Raw genomic sequence first — 17,690 nt, 5'->3', positions numbered from 1 at the left:
CGGCGGACGCTCCGGCCAGCGCTCGTCGACGCCCCCTGCCCAAAGGTACGGCTGCCGTGCCCGGCTTTTGCACACGTGTCGCGATTGACTTCGCGGGGGGCGTCTCTAAAACGTCATGAGCCGCACGATCCCCGCGGGAGAGACCGGGTTTCCATGCCCGGCGCCGAAGGCGCAACCGCCCCGGAAACGCTCAGGCAGAAGGACCGCGGGGAGCTGGCACTCTGGAAAGCGGCGAGGCTCGCGCCTCGCCCACCGAAGGGCGTAACCGTTCGCGCTACCCACGGGACCGCGGCGGGAAATCTCTCAGGTCGACGACAGAGGGGGCGCGCAGCGAAGGCTTCACGAGGAGCCGTCGGCGCGCCCGCTCACGATCGATCGAGAGGCACGACATGGCCGACAGCCAGGCCGGTTCCGGCGAGACGCTCCTGCATACGCCGCTCCACGCGAGCCATGTCGCCGCGGGGGCCCGTATCGTGCCCTTCGCGGGCTACGCCATGCCCGTGCAATATCCCGCCGGCATTCTCGCCGAGCATCTGTGGACGCGTGCGCAGGCGGGCCTGTTCGACGTGTCGCACATGGGCCAGGCGACGCTCGTCGGCCCCGACCACGAGACCACCGCCCGCGCCCTCGAGACGCTGGTTCCCGCGGCGATCCTCGAGCTCAAGCCCGGCCAGCAGCGCTACACCCAGCTCCTCACCGACGAGGGCGGCATCCTCGACGACCTGATGGTCTCGCGCCCCACCGCCGAGGCGGACCAGGGCAAGCTCCATCTCGTCGTCAACGCCGGCACCAAGGAGGGCGACTACGCCCACATGGCCGCGCGCCTGCCGGCCAACGTGCGCCTCGAACGCCACGACGACCGCGCGCTCCTCGCCCTCCAGGGCCCCGCCGCGGAGGCGGTGATGGCGGATGCCGGCGCGGCGGACGCGGTCGCGCTGACCTTCATGCGCACGGCGCGCCTCTCGCTCCACGGCCACGACGTCCTCGTCTCGCGCTCCGGCTATACCGGCGAGGACGGCTGGGAGATCTCCGTCGCCGCCGCGGACGCGCCGGCTCTGTGGGACGCGCTCCTCGCCGACGAGCGGGTGAAGCCCATCGGGCTCGGCGCGCGCGACAGCCTGCGCCTGGAGGCGGGCCTGTGCCTCTACGGCCACGACATCGACACCACCACGAGCCCCGTCGAGGCCGGGCTCGTCTGGTCGATCCAGAAGCGGCGGCGCGAGGAGGGCGGCTTCCCCGGCGCCGCCCGCATCCAGCGCGAGCTCGCCGAGGGCCCGGCTCGGGTCCGCATCGGCATCGCGCTCGAAGGCCGCGCGCCGGCGCGCGAGGGCGCCGCGATCACGACGCCGGACGGCGAGGGCGTGGGCGTCGTCACCTCGGGCGGCTTCGGGCCGAGCGTCGAGCGGCCGATCGTCATGGGCTACGTCCGCCCCGACATGGCCGAGATCGGCCGGGCGCTGCATTGCGTGGTGCGCGGCAAGGCCCTCGTCGGCCTCGTCGCCCCCCTCCCCTTCACCCCGGCGCGGTTCAAGCGCTGAGCGGCAACGACAGTCGAGAACTTCTCCGGAGCCCCGTCATGACCGTCTACTTCACGAAAGACCACGAATACATCCGCGTCGAGGGCGACGTGGGCACCGTCGGCATCACCGACTACGCACAGGGCCAGCTCGGCGACGTCGTCTACGTCGAGCTGCCCGAGACCGGCAAGGCGCTCGAGAAGGGCGGTGAGGCGGCGGTGGTGGAGAGCGTCAAGGCGGCGTCCGAGGTCTACGCCCCTGTCTCCGGCGAGGTCGTCGAGGTCAACGGCGAGCTCGAGGGCACGCCGGCGATGATCAACGAGGACCCGCTCGGCAAGGGCTGGTTCGTGAAGGTCAAGCTGTCCGACACCGCTCAGCTCGACGAGCTGATGAGCGAGGCGGATTACGAGACCTACGTGAAGTCGATCTCGTGAGGCGAGAGCGGCGATGAGCGCGGAGGCCGGCCATCACTACGGCGCGCGCGTGCACTGGGCACGCGGGGACGGCGACTTCCTCGGCGCCGCCTACGATCGCGGCCACGTCTGGATCTTCGACGGCGGCATCGAGATACGCGCCTCCGCCTCGCCTTTGAACGTTCCCTTCCCCTGGTCGCACGCCGATGCGGTCGATCCGGAGGAGGCCTTCGTCGCGGCGATCGCCAGCTGCCACATGCTCACCTTCCTCGCCATCGCGGCGAAGAAGCGCTTCCTCGTCGACGCCTACGAGGACGACGCGACGGGCGAGATGACGCCGAACGCCGACGGCAAGCTCTGGGTCTCGCGGGTCGTGCTCGATCCGCGGATCGCCTGGGACGGCCCGCGCCGCCCCGACGCGGCGACCATCGCCGACATGCACCACCTCGCCCACCGCGAGTGCTTCATCGCCAATTCCGTCCGCACCCGCATCGTGGTGGCGGGCCTCGACGATCACACCTGACGAGACGGCAAGCCCCATGCGCTACCTCCCGCTTTCCCCCGACGACCGCGCCGAGATGCTCGCGAAGGTGGGCGTCGCCACGATCGACGACCTCTTCGCCGACGTCCCCGCGGACAAGCTCCTCACCGAGCCTCTCGATCTGCCCCGCCGCAAGGGCGAGCTCGAGGTCGAGCGCATCCTCGGGCGCATGGCCGCGCGGAACACGACCGCTTCCTCGGTGCCGTTCTTCGTGGGCGCGGGCGCCTACAAGCACCATGTGCCGGCCTCCGTCGACCACCTGATCCAGCGCTCCGAGTTCCTGACGAGCTACACGCCCTATCAGCCCGAGATCGCGCAGGGCACGCTGCAATACCTGTTCGAGTTCCAGACGCAGGTGGCCGCGCTCACCGGCATGGATGTGGCCAACGCCTCCATGTACGACGGCTCCACCGCCGCCGGCGAGGCCGTGCTGATGGCGCATCGCGTCACCAAGCGTGACAAGGCGATCCTCTCGGGCGGGCTGCATCCGCATTACGCCGAGGTGATCGAGACGCTCTGCGAGATGTCGAACGATCGCGTCGAGCGGCTGCCCGCGGACGTGACGGCCGCGGAGGACATCGTCTCGAGGATCGACAAGGAGACGTCCTGCGTCGTCGTGCAGACGCCCGACGTGTTCGGCAACCTGCGCGATCTGCGCAAGATCGCCGACGCGGCGCATGCGGCGGGCGCGCTCCTCATCGCGGTCTTCACGGAGGTCGTCTCGCTCGGCCTCGTGACGCCGCCGGGCGCCATGGGCGCGGACATCGTCGTGGGCGAGGGCCAGTCGATCGGCAACGCGCTCAATTTCGGCGGTCCGTACGTCGGCCTCTTCGCCGCGCGCCACAAGCACGTGCGCCAGATGCCCGGGCGCCTGTGCGGCGAGACGGTGGATTCGGAAGGGCGCCGCGGCTTCGTGCTGACGCTCTCGACGCGCGAGCAGCACATCCGCCGCGACAAGGCGACCTCCAACATCTGCACGAATTCGGGCCTGTGCTGCCTCGCCTTCACCATCCACATGACGCTGCTGGGCCAGGTCGGCCTCCAGCGGCTGGCGCGGATCAACCACGCCAACGCCGTGAAGCTGGCGGACCGGCTCGCCGGCGTGCCGGGGGTGGAGGTCGTCAACGAGACCTTCTTCAACGAGATCACGCTGAAGCTTTCCAAGCCCGCGGCGGACGTGGTGGAGCGCCTCGCGAACGAGGGCGTGCTCGCCGGCGTGCCCTATTCGCGCCTCGCGCCGGCCTCCGGGCTGGACGATCTGCTGCTGGTCGCCTCGACGGAGGTGAACACCGACGAGGATCGCACCGCGCTGGTGGACGGGCTGAAGGGGGTGCTGTCGTGATGCCCCGCCCCGCATGCTCGGCCGACCACCTTCCCTGTAGGGGAAAGTGGCTTGGCGAAGCCGAGACGGATGGGGCGCGGCGCGCAGCGACGCGTTCCGCGAAGCGGAAATGCCCGGGCGGCCCACGATCTCACCCGTCGAATTCGGCTTCGCCGAACGCGCTTCGCGCGCCCCATCCGTCACCGCGCTGCGCGCGGCGCCACCTTCCCCTACAGGGAAGGAGAGAGATCGCCGCGCCGCCCCATCGCACACATTCCTTTAGCGGAGCCCTCTCATGCTGAACCGTCAGGGACGCCCCACCGCCGCCGGCTCCGCCGAGGCGGCCGAGACCGCCGGCACCTTCACCGGCAACCGCGCCCTCATCCAGGAGGAGGCGCTGTCCTTCGAGATCGGCCGCTACGACACGACCGGCGTCGATCTCGACGAGCCCGAGGACTTCGCGCCGCGCCTGGGCGCCCTGGCGCGCGAGGGCGAGATCGGCATTCCCGGGCTCTCCGAGCCCGAGACGATGCGCCATTTCGTCAAGCTCTCCCAGAAGAACTACGGCATCGACACCGGCCTCTTCCCGCTGGGTTCGTGCACCATGAAGCACAACGCCCGGCTCAACGAGAAGATGGCCCGCTTGCCGGGCTTCTCCGACGTCCATCCGCTGCAGCCGGTCTCCACGGTGCCGGGTGCGCTCGCGCTGATGAACGAGCTGTCGCACTACCTCGTCACGCTCACCGGCATGACGACGGTGGCGCTCTCGCCCAAGGCGGGCGCGCACGGCGAGCTCTGCGGGATGATGGCGATCAAGGCCGCCATCGTGGCCAAGGGCGAGGACGAGACGCGCGACGTCGTGCTCGTGCCCGAGAGCGCCCACGGGACCAACCCGGCCACCGCCGCGCTCCTCGGCTTCAAGGTCCGCGAGGTCCCCGCCGCCGAGGACGGCACCGTGCGCGTCGAGGCCGTGCGCGAGCTCCTCGGCCCGGAGGTCGCCGCGATCATGCTGACGAACCCCAACACCTGCGGCCTGTTCGAGCCGCAGATCGTCGAGATCGCGCAGGCGCTCCACGAGGTCGGCGCCTACTTCTATTGCGACGGGGCGAACTTCAACGCCATCGTCGGCAAGGCACGCCCGGGCGATCTCGGCGTCGACGCCATGCACATCAACCTGCACAAGACCTTCTCGACGCCCCATGGCGGCGGCGGGCCCGGCTCCGGCCCCGTCGTGCTCTCGGAGCGTCTGGCGGCCTTCGCGCCGGTGCCCTTCGTCACCGCGGGCGCGGACGGGTCGCTCACCCTCGTCGAGCACGAGGGCGACGCGCCGGACGGCTCGCCGTTCGGGCGCATCACGGCCTTCCACGGCCAGATGGGCATGTACGTGCGCGCGCTCTCCTACATGCTCTCCCACGGCGCGGACGGCATGAAGCAGGCCTCCGAGGACGCGGTACTCAACGCCAACTACATTCGCGCCGGCCTCGTCGACCTGATGAGCCTGCCCTTCCCCGACCATCCGTCCATGCACGAGGTGCTGTTCGACGACGAATGGCTCAAGGACACGGGCGTCTCCACCCTCGACTTCGCCAAGGCGATGATCGACGAGGGCTACCACCCGATGACGATGTACTTCCCCCTCGTCGTCCACGGGGCCATGCTGATCGAGCCCACCGAGAGCGAATCGAAGGCCTCCCTCGACCTGTTCGTGGCGGCGCTGCGCGATCTCGCCATGGCGGCGAAGGCGGGGGAGACCGCCCGCTTCTCGGGTGCGCCCTACCATGCCCCGCGCCGGCGCCTCGACGAGACCCGCGCCGCGCGCCAGCCGATCCTGCGCTGGACGCCGCCGCAGCCGGTCCGCGAAGCGGCCGAGTGAGGCGTCGCCGCGAGCGTACGGCCTGTCGCGAAGAAACGAGCCCGGCCGCAGCGCCGGGCTCGTCTCGTTTCAGGCTCGCACCAGGAGCGCGACGCCCACCAGGATCAGCACGCCGCCCGCGAGGCGGCCGAGCCAGAGCCCGGCACGCGCTCCGAGGGCGGCACCGGCTCGCGCGGCCAGCGCCGCGTAGACGAGCTTCACCGCGCCCACCGCCACGGCGATGACGAGGACGAGGAGCGCGATTTCCCCCGCACCGATGCTATCGAGGGAGACGAAGGCGGGCAGGAAGCCCAGATAGAACAGGACCGCCTTCTGGTCGGCGAGCGTGATGGTGAGCCCCGCGAGCGCGCTGCCCGCGAGCGATCCGGCGCCGCTCCTCTCGGCAGGGCCCGGGGCGCCGGCGCGCAGGAGCGCGACGCCGATCCAGATCACGTAGGCCGCGCCCGCCCAGCGCACGAGATAGGCGCTGTCGCCGAGCGCTCGATCGAGGAGCTCGAGCCCGAACAGAGCGACCAGCAGCCAGACCACGTCGCCCGCGACGATCCCGAGCGACGTCGCCGCCCCGTGCGCGAAGCCCCCGGAGGCCGCGCGCGCCGTCACCGCGAGCACGCTGACGCTCGGCGTCGCGGCGAGGAGCGCCATCGCCCCCGCGAGCGCCGCGAGGGAGGCGAGCGTCGTCTCCATGTGCGGCTCCCCCCTCTTATGCGTCCGCCCGCTCGGGCGAGCGTGGCCGTTCGTGCATGAGAGCCGCCGCGTCTGGCAACGGCAACCGCACGGGGCGCAGGGCTGGGATGCGCCCGCCGGGCGATCACGCCATGGGGAAGGCCGCCTCGACGACGTAGGGACCGCCGCCGGTCTGCTCGCGGGCGGAGAAGACGGCGATGCGCTCGGCGGAGAAGCTCAGGCGCTCGAAGGGCGCGCGCGCCTCGATCCAGGCGGCGACGTCCCCGGGCGCGGCCTGCCGCAGGCGCGCGAGCGTCACGTGCGGCTTGAACTTGCGGCGCTCCGGCGCGAGCCCCGCGCGCCGCACCAGCCGCTCGGTCTCCTCGTGCAGCGCGACGAGCGCCTCGCTCGCGTGCACCTCGGCGAAGACGGCATGGGGCTTGTCGCCCCCGAAGCAGCCGAGCCCGTCGAGCACGATCTCGACGGGCGCGCGCGCCCGCGCCTCGGCGAGGAGCGCGTAGACGTCCTCCGCCACGTCGGCGTCCACGTCGCCGATGAAGCGCAGCGTGACGTGATAATTCTCCGGCTCCACCCAGCGCGCCCCCGGCAATCCGCCGCGGCAGGCGGCGAGCGCCGAGACGACGTCTTCCGGGATCTCGAGCCCCACGAACAGGCGCGGCATCGCTCACCCCCTCTGCCGGTATTCCCGGCGATTTCACAATTTCTCAAGGACTTTATGTCCTGATCGTCCGCGAGAGGAGCCCACAGGTTCGACATGGCGGCATTGATCAGCGTGATCGACGAGATCGACGACATCGTGTCGAACGCCGACGCGCGACGCCGGACGGCCATGCTGCGCAAGGTGACGAACCTCTTTCTCGAGAAGGCGCCCGATCTCGAGGAGGAGCACGTCGGCGCCTTCGACGAGGTGATCCTGCGCCTTGCGCGGAACCTCGAGTTCCGCGCCCGCATCGAGCTCTCCGAGCGCCTGGCCGACCAGGCGATGGCGCCGCGCAAGGTGGTGCGCGACCTCGCCTTCGACGACGAGGTCGCGGTGGCGGCGCCGGTGCTGACGCGCAGCGTGCGGCTGTCCGAGGAGGATCTCGTCGCCGTCGCCTCCAGCAAGGGCCAGGCGCATCTCCTCGCTCTGTCGCGCCGCCCGCGCCTCTCCGAGCGCCTCACCGACGTGCTGATCGACCGCGGCGACACGGTCGTCGTGCGCTCCGTCGCCGACAACGAGGGCGCGCGGTTCTCGCCGGAGGGCTTCACCGCGTTGGTCGAGCGCGCCCGCGCCGATTCCGATCTCCAGGAGGTGCTGGAAGCGCGCAGCCACCTCTCGGCGGAGCAGGTGACGCAGCTCGTGGAGATCGCCCGCGAGAAGGTCCGCGAGACGCTCCAGGACGAGCTCGGCCAGCGCATGCAGCGCGCCATCGACGCCGTCGTCGAGGACCTCGCCCGCCGCATGGCGGACACCGACGCGCCGGAGGTGGCCAAGGCCGACCTCGTCGGCTCCACCGACTTCGTGCGCGCCCGCGCCCGCACGCGCCCCATCGAGGAGCGCGACGTCGTCGACTGGATCAACCGCAACCGCATCGAGGACGGCCTCGCGGCAATCGCGCATCTCGCCGGCATCCCGGTGCGGATGGTGGCCAACGCCTATCACGCGCCGGACTGGGAGGGGCTGCTCTTCGTCGTGCGCGCAGTGGACTTCACCTGGGGCACGCTGAAGCTCCTGCTCACCAAGAAGGCCGGCCGCACGCCGCCGCTGGAGCTGACGCAGGCGGCCTTCGAGAGCTTCGAGCGCCTCTCCGTGCAGAGCGCCCAGCGCGTCCTGCGCTTCGCCGCCACCCGCGAGCGTTTCGGCCGCGCAGGCGGCAACGGCGGCATGCCGGGCGGCATGTGAGGCGACATGTGAGGCGACATGTGAGGCGACATGTGAGGCGGTCGCCCCGCACGCCTTCGGCGACGAGCGCGGCTGCCTCTCGGCTGTGCGCCTGCGGCCATAGGATATGCCCAAGAATGCAGCATCGACCTTGACCCTGCGGAGCTTTGTGCTTGCATGGGCGGGCCGGGTCTCGCCCGCCCGGTTCGGCACGGCCCTTGCCAGGGTCGCCGGACGAGACCAGCCAGAAGTTCCACCCGCCAGAGTCCGCAGGAGCGCCGCCGCATGACCTTCGCCCTCGCCACCCTCACCCGCCGCAGCCTCGTCGCCGCCTTCGCCGCCGGCGTCGCGCTCGCCGGCCTCGCCACCGCCCCCGCGGTCGCGCAGGATGGCCTGACCCCCGTTCGGTTCTCCCTCGACTGGCGCTTCGAGGGACCGTCCGCGCCGTTCCTCGCGGCCCTCGAGAAGGGCTATTTCGAGGAGGAGGGCCTCGACGTCACCATCGACGCCGGCGCCGGCTCGGTCGAATCCATCAACCGCGTGGCGTCCGGCCCCTACGACATGGCCTTCGGCGACTTCAACTCGCTGATCCGCTACCGCTCCTCGCCCGATTCCGTGCCGGTGAAGGCGGTGGCCATGGTCTACAACAAGCCGGCCTTCGCCATCGTCGGGCGCGCCTCTCGCGGCATCACCGAGGATCTCGAGAGCCTGCGCGGCAAGACCTTCGGCGCGCCGGAGGCGGACGCGGCCTATGCCCAGTGGCCGATCTTCAAGGACGTCAACGACATCGACGAGGCCGCCTGGGAGATGACCTTCGAGAACGTCGGCTTCCCCGTGCGCGAGCCCATGCTCGCCCAGGGCGAGGTGGACGCGGTGTTCGGCTTCGCCATGTCGTCGGCCATCAACCTCGCCGCCCGCGGCGTGCCGATGGAGGACATCGTCGTCCTCAACATGGGCGATTACGGCGTCGAGCTCTACGGCAACGTGATCATGGCCAAGCCCGAGTTCATGGAGGAGAACCCCGAGGCCGTCGCCGGCTTCCTGCGCGCCTTCATCCGCGGGCTCGAGGACACGATCGCCAACCCGACCGAGGGCGCCGGCTACGTCGTGCAGTACAACGACGTCGCCCGCCAGGAGGTCGAGGCCGACCGCTGGCAGATGACGATCGACAACAACATCCTCACCGAGGAGGTCGCCGCCAACGGCTTCGGCGACATCGACGCCGAGCGCTACGAGCGGGCGCTCGAGCAGATCGACCTCACCTTCGACTTCCAGAACCGGCCGGCCCTCGACGACGTGTTCACGTCGGAGTTCCTGCCGCCGATGGAAGAGCGCATGCTCCAGTGAGGTGCGCACGCGCTCGCAGAGCGAGCGCGCCGCAAGACCGCGTGAGGACGGCCCCGGCCATGCGCCGGGGCCGATGCATCCGGAGACATTCGTGCAGGCCTTCGTCGACATCCACGACGTCACCCACGTCTATGCCGGCGCCGAGGACGGCGCTCCCGCCGTCGAGCACATGACGCTCAAGGTCCGCGAGGGCGAGTTCGCCGCCATCGTCGGCCCCTCCGGCTGCGGCAAGTCCACGGTGATGAAGCTCGCCACCGGCCTGCAATTCCCCGCGAAGGGCACCGTCATCGTCGGCGGCGAGGAGGTGACGAAGCCCGTCAAGCTCGCCGGCATGGCCTTCCAGAACCCGGTGATGCTGCCCTGGCGCACCACCCTCGACAACCTGCTCCTGCCGCTCGAGATCGTCGAGCCGCACCGCTCGCGGCTGCGCCGCCACAAGGCGGAGTACGTGGCGCGCGCGGAGCATCTGCTGGCCGAGGTCGGCCTCGCCGGGCAGGGCTCCAAGTTTCCCTGGCAGCTCTCGGGCGGCATGCAGCAGCGCGCCTCGCTGTGCCGCTCGCTGATCCACGGCCCGAAGCTCCTCATGCTCGACGAGCCCTTCGGCGCGCTCGACGCGTTCACCCGCGAGGAGCTGTGGTGCATCATCCGCGACCTCCACGCGGAGCAGGGCTTCACCGTCATCCTCGTGACGCACGACCTGCGCGAGGCGGTGTTCCTGGCCGATCGCGTGTTCTGCATGTCGGCGCGGCCGGGGCGCATCATCGCCGAGCGCGAGGTCGACCTGCCGCGGCCGCGGGACCTCGAGGTGATGTACACCGCCGCCTTCACAGACATCGTCCACGAGCTGCGCGGGCACATCGCCGACGCGCGGCAGGCGGCCTGACGCGGCGCCGGGAGAGGTTCACATGACCCACGCCAAGCGCCGCCGACGCGCCATCCTCGCCGCCGCACCCTGGGTGTTCACGCTGGGCTTCTTCCTGATCTGGGAGCTCCTGGTGCGCGCCACCGGCACCTCGACCTTCGTGCTGCCGGCGCCCTCCTTGATCGCGGAAGCGCTCTGGCAGTTCCGCGGGCCGCTCTCGCTGCACTCGTTCCACACCGCGTGGATGACCTTCGCGGGCTTCGCGCTCGCCGTCGTCTTCGGCCTCCTGCTCGGCATGGCGCTCGGCGCCTCGCGCCTCGTCCATGCGGGCTCGTATCCGCTGCTGGTGGGCTTCAACGCCATCCCGAAGGTCGCCGTCGTGCCGATCCTGGTGATCTGGTTCGGCGTCGGCTGGCTGCCTCCGGTGCTGACCGCCTTCCTGATCTCGTTCTTCCCCATCGTCGTGAACGTCGCCACCGGCCTCGCCACGATCGAGCCCGAGACGGAGGACGTGCTGCGGGCGCTCGGCGCCTCCAAGCGCGACATCATCGTCAAGGTCGGCATCCCGCGCGCCATGCCGTATTTCTTCGGCTCGCTGAAGGTGGCGATCACGCTCGCCTTCGTCGGCTCCGTCATCGCCGAGTACAACGCCTCGAATTTCGGGGTGGGCAACCTGATGGCCCGCGCCTCGGCGGACTTCAACGTGCCGCTCCTCTTCGCGGCCCTCATCGCGCTGGCCGTGCTCGGCGTCATCATGTACGCCGCGACCGCCATCGTCGAGAAGCGCATGACCGGTTGGGCCCAGCGCTCGCAGATGGCGAGCGCGTGATCGGTCACCCGAGTTACGCGCCCTCTCCCGCCGCCACGCCCCCGCGGCGGGCCTCGAGCGAGACGTCGATCTCGACCGAGAAGCCGACGGTGGCCTCGTCCGGGTAGCTCTCGCCCATGCCGAAGTCGCGGCGATCAACCGTCACCGTGCCGGAGGCGGTGGCGACGCCGTCCACGATCTCGAGCGTGAAGGGCAGCGTCACCGGCACCTCGGCGCCGGCGAGCGCCAGCGTGCCCTCGGCGCGATAGGGCACGTCCGCGTCGCCCTCCTCCGCCGCGAGGATGTCGGCGCTGAAGCGAGCGGCGGGGTGCGCCTCGGCGTGGAAGAACTCCGGCCCGCGCGCCTGCTCCGTGACGGAGCCGAGCGTCATCGAGGCGATGGGGATCACCACCGTGACCGATCCGTGCCGGCCGTCCGCGTCGGGCGTCTCTTCGAAAACGATCTCGGCATCGAACCGGCCGAAGCGGCCCGTGACGGGCGAGCCCATCTGGCGCACGGTGAAGGTCAGCTCGCCGCTCTCGACGATCCAGGAGGCGGGCGTCGTCGCGCCGACGGTCGCGGGCAGCGCGACGCCTGGGCGCGCGTCGCTCTCGGCATCCGGCCCGGCGATGGTGACCGCCGTGCCGCCGACGAGACCGTAGACGAGGAGCGCGCCGAGCGCCGGGGCGAGCGCATGGCGGCGCGCCGGGACGGGGGTGCCCGACGAAGCGGCGAGGCGGCCGGGCAGCATGCGCGCCAGCGTGCCGTCGCGATCGACGAGATGGTGCTTGAGCGCACCCGCGACGTGGAGCGCGAGCGCCGCCATCAGGAGCTTCGTGAACACCGCGTGCACCGTGCCGGCGCCGGCCGCGAGGGCGGCGGATTGCGGCACGAAGGGCAGCGTCTGGCCGAGCGGCCACCAGATCGGCGCGAAGCCGGCGGCGGCGGCGTGCTGGACCCAGCCCGACAGCGGCACGGCGACGAGCGAGACGTAGAGAAGCCAGTGGACGCCTTCCGCGAGCGCCGTCTCGAGCCGCCGCTCGGGATGGAGCGGGGCGGGGCGCGGCTGGCTCAGCATCCAGCCGATGCGCGCGAGGGCGAGGAAGAAGATCGCCACCCCGATCGTCTTGTGGATCGAGAAGAGCAGCGCCTTCGTCGCGAGCGCGTCCGACGTGTCGTAGGGCCACTCGACGGCGACGAGGCCCAGCGGGATCATGGTGAGGATGAGCGCCGCGATCGCCCAATGCAGGGCCTTCGAGACCGCGCCGTAGCTGGAGACGGTGTTGCGCGCCTGCATGGGAGACCTCCGTCGACGAGACATGCCGGGCCGCACGCGGCGGCCCGGCCCGGATCATCCGGTCGCGATCACTCGGCCTGCATGGCCTCGATGGAGATGCGCACCTCGACCTCGTCGCTGACGAAGGGGGCGAACATGCCCAGCTCGTAATCGCTGCGCAGGAGCGTCGTCGTGGCGTCGAAGCCGGCCCAGGGCTTGTTCTCCATCGGGTGCGTGCCCGCCTGGTTGAGGGTCGCGTCGAGCACGACGGACTTCGTCACGCCGTTGAGCGTCAGGTCCCCGGTGATGAGCGCCGTGTTCTCGCCCGTCACCTCGATGCCGGTGGAGACGAAGGTGACCATCTCGTCCTCGGCGGCGCCGAAGAAGTCCTCCGACATGAAGTGCGAGAAGCGCTGCTCCCAGCCCGTGAGCATGGTGCGCACCGGGAACGAGACCTCCACGGAGGACGCCGCCGGGTCGTCCTGCACGAACTCGATCGTGCCCTCGAAGCCGGAGAACATGCCCCAGGTCGTCGAGTAGCCGAGGTGGTCGTACGAGAACAGGATCTGGCTGTGGCTCGAATCGAGCACGTAGGTCTCCGCCTGCGCGACGGGCGCGACGAGGAGAGCGGCGGCGAAGGCGGTACCGGCGAGGGCGGGGATGCGCAGCATGGGTCAGGGTCTCCGAATGACGAGGACGACGCGCCACGGGCGCGTTTCGAGAACGGAAGGTAGTGGAGACCGGCTGTGCAAAAAAGGCAGGATCGGATGCTGAGCGGCAGAGGTGTTCTTGCACGGATGCAGGCACGATGTCGTAATGGCGTCGCTCGCCCTGCCCCACCCAACGAAAAAGGGCCCGCCGAAGCGAGCCCTTCCCCTATCGAGATTGCCGGCTTGCCGGAGCGATCACATCGGCCCGATGGACCAGAAGAAGGTCTCGCCGGAGGAATCGTCCACGCCGTCGTTGTCGGTGACGGCGTAGCCCGTGCCGGCGGCGTCGATGGCGAAGCCCTCGACCTTGTCGACGACGAAGCCGTTCCACTGCGCGAGATCGGGGATGAAATCGCGCACGAGCTCCTTCTCCACCACCGGCAGCTCGCCACCCAGCGGCGCAGGGATCATCTGCGCCAGCGGCACGCGGTAGAGGCTCTTCGTGCCGACATTGCCGCCGATCTGGTTGTCGCGCTCGACGATGTAGACGTGCTCGCCATGGGCGGTGATCTCGGAGAGACCCATCCAGGCGCCCTCGCCGGGCGTCTCGAGGGGATAGCGCACCGCGCCCCACTCCTCGCTCTCGGTGTCGTAGGAGACGAGCTTCACGAAGCCGCGCTCGTCGTCGCCCCATTCGCGCTGAATGGCGATCCAGAGGGTGGAGCCCACCATGGTGACGCCCTCCGCGCCGAAGCGGCGCTCGACGGCGAGGAGCTCGGCGGGGAACGCCACCTCCTCCTGGATCTCGCCCTCGGCGTCCACGTGGTAGAGCGCGTGCGGGATGAGGCGGTCGGTGCGGCCCTCGGAGGCGAGCCAGAAGCCGCCCTCGCCGTCGGCGACGATGCCTTCGAGGTCGAGCTTCTGGGCGGGCCGGCCCTCGCGCGTCACGCGGATCGCGTCCGTGATCCGCGCCGGCGTCTGCGTGGCGTCGATGACGAAGATCGAGGGCTGCATGCTAAAGAAGCTGTCGTTCACCGCATAGAGCCGGCCGGCGACCTCCGGGTGGGCGGCGAGGCCCGAGAGCGCGGCGAAGCCGATCGGGCGGCCCTCGTCGTCCATCGTGGAGCGGATCGTCGGGTAGACGGGCGCGCCCTCGCCCATCTCGAACAGCATCACGTGTGAGCGGGGCAGGCCGTCCTCGCCGAGATCGGCCTCGTTGGCGACCGCGAAGAGGTTGCGCTCGGGGATCGCCACGGCACCTTCCGGCGCGATGCCCGAGGGGAGGAGCTGGACGAGCTCGGGCTCGGCGCCGGTGTCGCGATAGACGCCGACGATGGAGCCGCGCTCGGAAAGCAGGAAGATGTACGTGTCGTCGCCGAAGGTCGCGACCTCCATGCCCTCGGGCTCGACGCCCTTGTTGCCGGAGCGGCCTTCCGGATAGTGGCCGATCATCGCCACCTCGTACTCGAAGGCGAGGCCGGACTCGTAGAGCACCTCGCCCGTCTTCGAGAAGATGGTGAAGCCGCGCGAGCCGCCCTCGTAATCGCCCTCGTTGGCCGAGACGATGCGGTCGGTGCCGAGCCACTTCACGGCGTCGGGCTCACGCGGAACGGCGGTGAGCGTGCCGTCGAAGGTGAGCGCGCCCTCCTCCTGCGTGTCGACGTTGTCGAGATCGACCGCTCCGGCCGAGAAGTGGGAGACCACCGAGCCGTCGGCGGCGAGCACGACGACGTGGTTGTTCTCCTGCAGCGAGACCACGATCTCGCCGGCCTCGTTGACGTCGACGAATTCCGGCTCCGGATCCTCCGGCGCCACCTCGGCGAGGCCGGTGACGTCGGCCATGATCATGGCGTCGCAATCCGGCGCGCCGTCGTCGAGGGGGATGATGGCGACATGGCCGGCCGGCATCTGCGGGATGACGCCGTCGTTCAGGTCCTCGTCGCGCTCGTTCTCGATGGCGATGGCGACGAAGGAGCCGTCGGGCGCCACCGCGGTGGAATCGGGTTGGCCGCCGAGGTCGCAGGAGCGGGTGAGCGTGCGGGTGGCGACGTCGAGGATCGCGAGATGACCCGAGGGCGCGACGTAGCTCTCCGACGTGTTGACCGCGACGAACACCGTCTGGCCGTGCGCGGCGACCGAGGTCGGCTCGCCGTCGGTGGCGACGGAGCCGAGCGGCTGCGGGCTCGATGCGTCCGAGATGTCGACGAGGCCGACGGCACCCAGCGGGCTGTCGGAATAGACGAGGACCATGCCGTCGCCGGTGGCGGTGATGATCTCGGACGACGTCTCCGTCAGCGGATCGGCGTCGGCGGGCAGGTTCTGTGGCGTCGGGAAGGATGCGACGCGGTTGAAGCTCTGCGCGGCGGCGGGGATCGCCGTCGTGGCGAGGAGGGCGGCGGCGAGGGCGCCGCCGAGCGTACGGATCCGCGTGTGAGGCATGTCTTGGTCTCCCCCTGTCCCTTCGGTCGGCCGAGCTTGGCCCGTCCGGTCCTAGGGGCCGCGTACGACGGTCCGATGACATCTGCGGCCGCGAGACGCGGGCTTGGCCTTCGCGTCCCGCCGAGCCAAGATGCGCGAGCCGCCCGTCAGGACGAGACGCCCACCAGGACGAGAGCATGCGCCGCATCACGCCCGACACGATCCGCCCGCCCTTCGCCAATTACGCCCACGCCGTCGAGGTGCCGCCGGGGGCGCGGCTCGTCTTCGCCTCGGGCCAGCTCGGCATCGCCAAGGACGAGCACGTGCCCGAGGACGCGGGCGCGCAGGCGGACCTGTGCTTTTCCAACATCGCGGCGGTGCTCGCCGATGCCGGCATGGGCCCGGGCGACGTGGTGCGCATCAACGCCTTCGTCTCCGACCGCGCCCACCTGAAGCCCTACATGGAGGCGCGCGACCGCTGGGTGCCCTCGCCCGCACCGGCCTCCACGCTGATGATCGTCTCGGGCTTCGCGCGCGAGGTGTTCAAGGTGGAGATCGAGGTGGTCGCTGCGAAGGTCGAGAGCGGGGAGCGCGCCTGATGCCGCTCGTCGACTGGCACGACCTCTCCACCGCGGATTTCGCCGAACGCGACATGTCGCGCGCCATCGCGATCCTGCCCGTCGCGGCGATCGAGCAGCACGGGCCGCATCTGCCCACCGGCGTCGACACGCTCATCGCCGAGGGCTACCTCGCGCGGGTGCGCCACCTCGTCCCGGACGATCTCGACGTCCTCCTCCTGCCCACGCAGGCGATCGGCAAGTCGAACGAGCACCTCGCCTTCCCGGGCACGCTCACCCTCTCGGCCGAGACGACGATCGCCGCCTGGCGCGAGATCGGCGAGAGCGTCTTTCGCGCGGGCTGCAGGAAGCTCGTCCTCGTCAACTCGCACGGCGGCAACATCCCCGTCGTCGACATCGTCGCGCGGGAATTGCGGGTGCGGCTCGGCATGCTGTGCGTGACGAGCGCCTGGCACAGGCTCGGCTATCCGGAGGGGTTGTTCTCGGCGCACGAGCTGCGCCACGGAATCCACGGCGGCGAGATCGAGACCTCGCTGATGCTCGCCTTCCGGCCCGACCTCGTGCGCATGGAGCGTGCGGCGGATTTCGAGCCGATCATGGTGCGCATGGCGCGGGAGAACGCGCATCTCTCGGCGATCCAGCCCACGGGCTTCGGCTGGATGGCGCAGGACGTCCATCCCGCCGGCGTCGCCGGAAACGCCGCCGCGGCGAGCCCCGAGAAGGGCGTGGCCGCGGCGGATTTCGGGGCGCGGGCGTTCGTCGACCTCTTGCGCGACGTCGACCGCTTCGCGCTGCCGGTTTGAGCGACCGAGGATGAGCGGCCCGGGCGCGGAGCCCGGACCGCCCGTCGCCGGGCGGTGACGCGTTACTGCGCCTCGACGACCGTCATGACGAGATTGCCGTCCATGCGGATCGGGCCGTCCTCGGTGGCGCCGAGCGTGTACTCGAAGATGCCCGTCTGCATCCCGCCGTCCTCGGAATGGACCATCAGCATCAGCTTGTCGCCGGGCGCGACCTCCTCGGTGAGGATCGCGGCGACGTCCTCGGTCGTGCCCGCGCGCAGCGGAGCGTGACCGACGACCGGGCCGGGCTTCATGTCGTCGCCGGTGCGGTGGACGACGAGCCAGCCGTTGGCGGGCGCGGTGACGGTTTGGGCCGACACGATGCCGTTGGACACGTCCTGGTCCATGGCCTCGACCATCGGCATGTCCTGCGCCGACACGGCGGTGGCGAGGGTCGCGAGAGCGGCGGTGGCGATGAGCGTACGGGTGATCATGGGGTCGTCTCCCTGTTCGTTTCACGCGGGCCGGCGCGGTATCGCTCCGGCACCCGTCGGCGAGCAGGTACGGAGGGGCGGCCGGGCGAGTTTCGGGGCGGTCGGAAAAATTTCGAGATCGGCGCTGACCCGGAAAGCGACGCAACGCTCCGTGCAGGGAGCGTCGAGACGCCCTGGATGTAGGCCTCCTGGATCACGGCGGTGAGCGCCTTCTCGGCCATGCGCCGCGGCTCCAGGAAGCCCGGGAAGTAGCTGCCCTTGCGCA

17 protein-coding genes, 1 pseudogene and 2 riboswitches are annotated in these 17,690 nt (G+C 70.7%); of the genes and pseudogenes, 11 read left to right on the top strand and 7 right to left on the bottom strand.

The genetic code is table 11. From position 1 onward, the window contains the following. Positions 1-124: 124 nt before the first annotated feature. Positions 125-216: riboswitch (glycine riboswitch) on the top strand. A gap of 1 nt (position 217) precedes the next feature. Further along, positions 218-322: riboswitch (glycine riboswitch) on the top strand. Between the two features lie 67 nt (positions 323-389). From gcvT to gcvPB, 5 genes are all read left to right on the top strand, one after another. Then, on the top strand, positions 390-1,538 hold the full coding sequence (gene gcvT, locus IEX89_RS21855) for a glycine cleavage system aminomethyltransferase GcvT (RefSeq protein WP_188915406.1): 1,149 nt from the start codon (positions 390-392) through the stop codon (positions 1,536-1,538). A gap of 38 nt (positions 1,539-1,576) precedes the next feature. Continuing rightward, a complete protein-coding gene (gene gcvH, locus IEX89_RS21850; RefSeq protein ID WP_188915405.1) occupies positions 1,577-1,951 on the top strand; it encodes a glycine cleavage system protein GcvH in 375 nt (124 codons plus the stop codon). Positions 1,952-1,964: 13 nt separating this feature from the next. After that, entirely contained in the window at positions 1,965-2,453 is a 489-nt protein-coding gene (locus IEX89_RS21845) for an OsmC family protein (RefSeq protein ID WP_188915404.1), read from the top strand. 16 nt (positions 2,454-2,469) lie between these two features. Continuing rightward, positions 2,470-3,813: an aminomethyl-transferring glycine dehydrogenase subunit GcvPA gene (gene gcvPA, locus IEX89_RS21840; RefSeq protein WP_188915403.1), complete on the top strand. Its 1,344-nt coding sequence runs from the start codon at positions 2,470-2,472 to the stop codon at positions 3,811-3,813. Between the two features lie 274 nt (positions 3,814-4,087). Continuing rightward, a complete protein-coding gene (gene gcvPB / locus IEX89_RS21835; protein WP_188915402.1) occupies positions 4,088-5,665 on the top strand; it encodes an aminomethyl-transferring glycine dehydrogenase subunit GcvPB in 1,578 nt (525 codons plus the stop codon). Positions 5,666-5,734: 69 nt separating this feature from the next. On the opposite strand, the gene IEX89_RS21830 is transcribed toward gcvPB, so the two are convergent. Then, positions 5,735-6,349: a LysE family translocator gene (locus IEX89_RS21830; RefSeq protein WP_188915401.1), complete on the bottom strand. Its 615-nt coding sequence runs from the start codon at positions 6,347-6,349 to the stop codon at positions 5,735-5,737. A gap of 124 nt (positions 6,350-6,473) precedes the next feature. Then, positions 6,474-7,010 carry an RNA 2',3'-cyclic phosphodiesterase gene (gene thpR, locus IEX89_RS21825; protein WP_188915400.1) on the bottom strand — a complete coding sequence of 179 codons (537 nt, stop codon included), beginning with the start codon at positions 7,008-7,010 and terminating at the stop codon, positions 6,474-6,476. A 93-nt stretch (positions 7,011-7,103) separates the two neighbouring features. On the opposite strand from thpR, the gene IEX89_RS21820 reads away from it, so the two are divergent. From IEX89_RS21820 to IEX89_RS21805, 4 genes are all read left to right on the top strand, one after another. Further along, complete coding sequence (locus IEX89_RS21820; protein ID WP_188915399.1) at positions 7,104-8,231, top strand: DUF2336 domain-containing protein; 1,128 nt, start codon at positions 7,104-7,106, stop codon at positions 8,229-8,231. 264 nt (positions 8,232-8,495) lie between these two features. Beyond that, on the top strand, positions 8,496-9,557 hold the full coding sequence (locus tag IEX89_RS21815; RefSeq protein ID WP_188915398.1) for an ABC transporter substrate-binding protein: 1,062 nt from the start codon (positions 8,496-8,498) through the stop codon (positions 9,555-9,557). Between the two features lie 91 nt (positions 9,558-9,648). Continuing rightward, entirely contained in the window at positions 9,649-10,440 is a 792-nt protein-coding gene (locus tag IEX89_RS21810; protein ID WP_373290624.1) for an ABC transporter ATP-binding protein, read from the top strand. 22 nt (positions 10,441-10,462) lie between these two features. Then, positions 10,463-11,248 carry an ABC transporter permease gene (locus tag IEX89_RS21805; RefSeq protein WP_188915396.1) on the top strand — a complete coding sequence of 262 codons (786 nt, stop codon included), beginning with the start codon at positions 10,463-10,465 and terminating at the stop codon, positions 11,246-11,248. Between the two features lie 13 nt (positions 11,249-11,261). Here IEX89_RS21805 and IEX89_RS21800 read toward each other — a convergent pair whose 3' ends face one another. From IEX89_RS21800 to IEX89_RS21790, 3 genes are all read right to left on the bottom strand, one after another. Further along, a complete protein-coding gene (locus IEX89_RS21800; protein ID WP_188915395.1) occupies positions 11,262-12,524 on the bottom strand; it encodes a cytochrome b/b6 domain-containing protein in 1,263 nt (420 codons plus the stop codon). A 68-nt stretch (positions 12,525-12,592) separates the two neighbouring features. Continuing rightward, the gene (locus IEX89_RS21795) at positions 12,593-13,174 is read right to left on the bottom strand and encodes a YceI family protein (protein ID WP_188915394.1); all 582 of its coding nucleotides are present in this window, start codon (positions 13,172-13,174) and stop codon (positions 12,593-12,595) included. Positions 13,175-13,408: 234 nt separating this feature from the next. Continuing rightward, complete coding sequence (locus IEX89_RS21790) at positions 13,409-15,592, bottom strand: esterase-like activity of phytase family protein (protein ID WP_188915393.1); 2,184 nt, start codon at positions 15,590-15,592, stop codon at positions 13,409-13,411. Positions 15,593-15,768: 176 nt separating this feature from the next. Between IEX89_RS21790 and IEX89_RS21785 the strand changes: the two genes are divergently transcribed. Together IEX89_RS21785 and IEX89_RS21780 are read left to right on the top strand one after the other, a co-directional pair. Beyond that, positions 15,769-16,170, top strand: coding sequence for a RidA family protein (locus IEX89_RS21785; protein ID WP_188915392.1), 402 nt, complete (start codon positions 15,769-15,771; stop codon positions 16,168-16,170). Continuing rightward, on the top strand, positions 16,170-16,952 hold the full coding sequence (locus IEX89_RS21780) for a creatininase family protein (protein WP_188915391.1): 783 nt from the start codon (positions 16,170-16,172) through the stop codon (positions 16,950-16,952). The genes IEX89_RS21785 and IEX89_RS21780 overlap by 1 nt, the downstream gene beginning before the upstream one ends. Positions 16,953-17,014: 62 nt before the next feature. Here IEX89_RS21780 and IEX89_RS21775 read toward each other — a convergent pair whose 3' ends face one another. Together IEX89_RS21775 and IEX89_RS21770 are read right to left on the bottom strand one after the other, a co-directional pair. Next, the gene (locus IEX89_RS21775; RefSeq protein ID WP_188915390.1) at positions 17,015-17,425 is read right to left on the bottom strand and encodes a DUF7282 domain-containing protein; all 411 of its coding nucleotides are present in this window, start codon (positions 17,423-17,425) and stop codon (positions 17,015-17,017) included. Positions 17,426-17,535: 110 nt separating this feature from the next. Beyond that, positions 17,536-17,690 (bottom strand): annotated as a pseudogene (locus IEX89_RS21770) (transposase); the annotation flags it as partial.

Source organism: Salinarimonas ramus, assembly GCF_014645695.1.
GTDB classification, from domain to species: domain Bacteria; phylum Pseudomonadota; class Alphaproteobacteria; order Rhizobiales; family Beijerinckiaceae; genus Salinarimonas; species Salinarimonas ramus.
This window is presented reverse-complemented; position numbering and strand designations above follow the sequence as displayed.

Excerpts from the sequence above, each read along its gene's own strand:
- gcvT (WP_188915406.1), top strand. The coding sequence starts at position 390 with ATGGCCGACAGCCAGGCCGGTTCCGGCGAGACGCTCCTGCATACGCCG.
- gcvH (WP_188915405.1), top strand. The coding sequence starts at position 1,577 with ATGACCGTCTACTTCACGAAAGACCACGAATACATCCGCGTCGAGGGC.
- IEX89_RS21845 (WP_188915404.1), top strand. The coding sequence starts at position 1,965 with ATGAGCGCGGAGGCCGGCCATCACTACGGCGCGCGCGTGCACTGGGCA.
- gcvPA (WP_188915403.1), top strand. The coding sequence starts at position 2,470 with ATGCGCTACCTCCCGCTTTCCCCCGACGACCGCGCCGAGATGCTCGCG.
- gcvPB (WP_188915402.1), top strand. The coding sequence starts at position 4,088 with ATGCTGAACCGTCAGGGACGCCCCACCGCCGCCGGCTCCGCCGAGGCG.
- IEX89_RS21830 (WP_188915401.1), bottom strand. The coding sequence starts at position 6,349 with ATGGAGACGACGCTCGCCTCCCTCGCGGCGCTCGCGGGGGCGATGGCG.
- thpR (WP_188915400.1), bottom strand. The coding sequence starts at position 7,010 with ATGCCGCGCCTGTTCGTGGGGCTCGAGATCCCGGAAGACGTCGTCTCG.
- IEX89_RS21820 (WP_188915399.1), top strand. The coding sequence starts at position 7,104 with ATGGCGGCATTGATCAGCGTGATCGACGAGATCGACGACATCGTGTCG.
- IEX89_RS21815 (WP_188915398.1), top strand. The coding sequence starts at position 8,496 with ATGACCTTCGCCCTCGCCACCCTCACCCGCCGCAGCCTCGTCGCCGCC.
- IEX89_RS21805 (WP_188915396.1), top strand. The coding sequence starts at position 10,463 with ATGACCCACGCCAAGCGCCGCCGACGCGCCATCCTCGCCGCCGCACCC.
- IEX89_RS21800 (WP_188915395.1), bottom strand. The coding sequence starts at position 12,524 with ATGCAGGCGCGCAACACCGTCTCCAGCTACGGCGCGGTCTCGAAGGCC.
- IEX89_RS21795 (WP_188915394.1), bottom strand. The coding sequence starts at position 13,174 with ATGCTGCGCATCCCCGCCCTCGCCGGTACCGCCTTCGCCGCCGCTCTC.
- IEX89_RS21790 (WP_188915393.1), bottom strand. The coding sequence starts at position 15,592 with ATGCCTCACACGCGGATCCGTACGCTCGGCGGCGCCCTCGCCGCCGCC.
- IEX89_RS21785 (WP_188915392.1), top strand. The coding sequence starts at position 15,769 with ATGCGCCGCATCACGCCCGACACGATCCGCCCGCCCTTCGCCAATTAC.
- IEX89_RS21780 (WP_188915391.1), top strand. The coding sequence starts at position 16,170 with ATGCCGCTCGTCGACTGGCACGACCTCTCCACCGCGGATTTCGCCGAA.
- IEX89_RS21775 (WP_188915390.1), bottom strand. The coding sequence starts at position 17,425 with ATGATCACCCGTACGCTCATCGCCACCGCCGCTCTCGCGACCCTCGCC.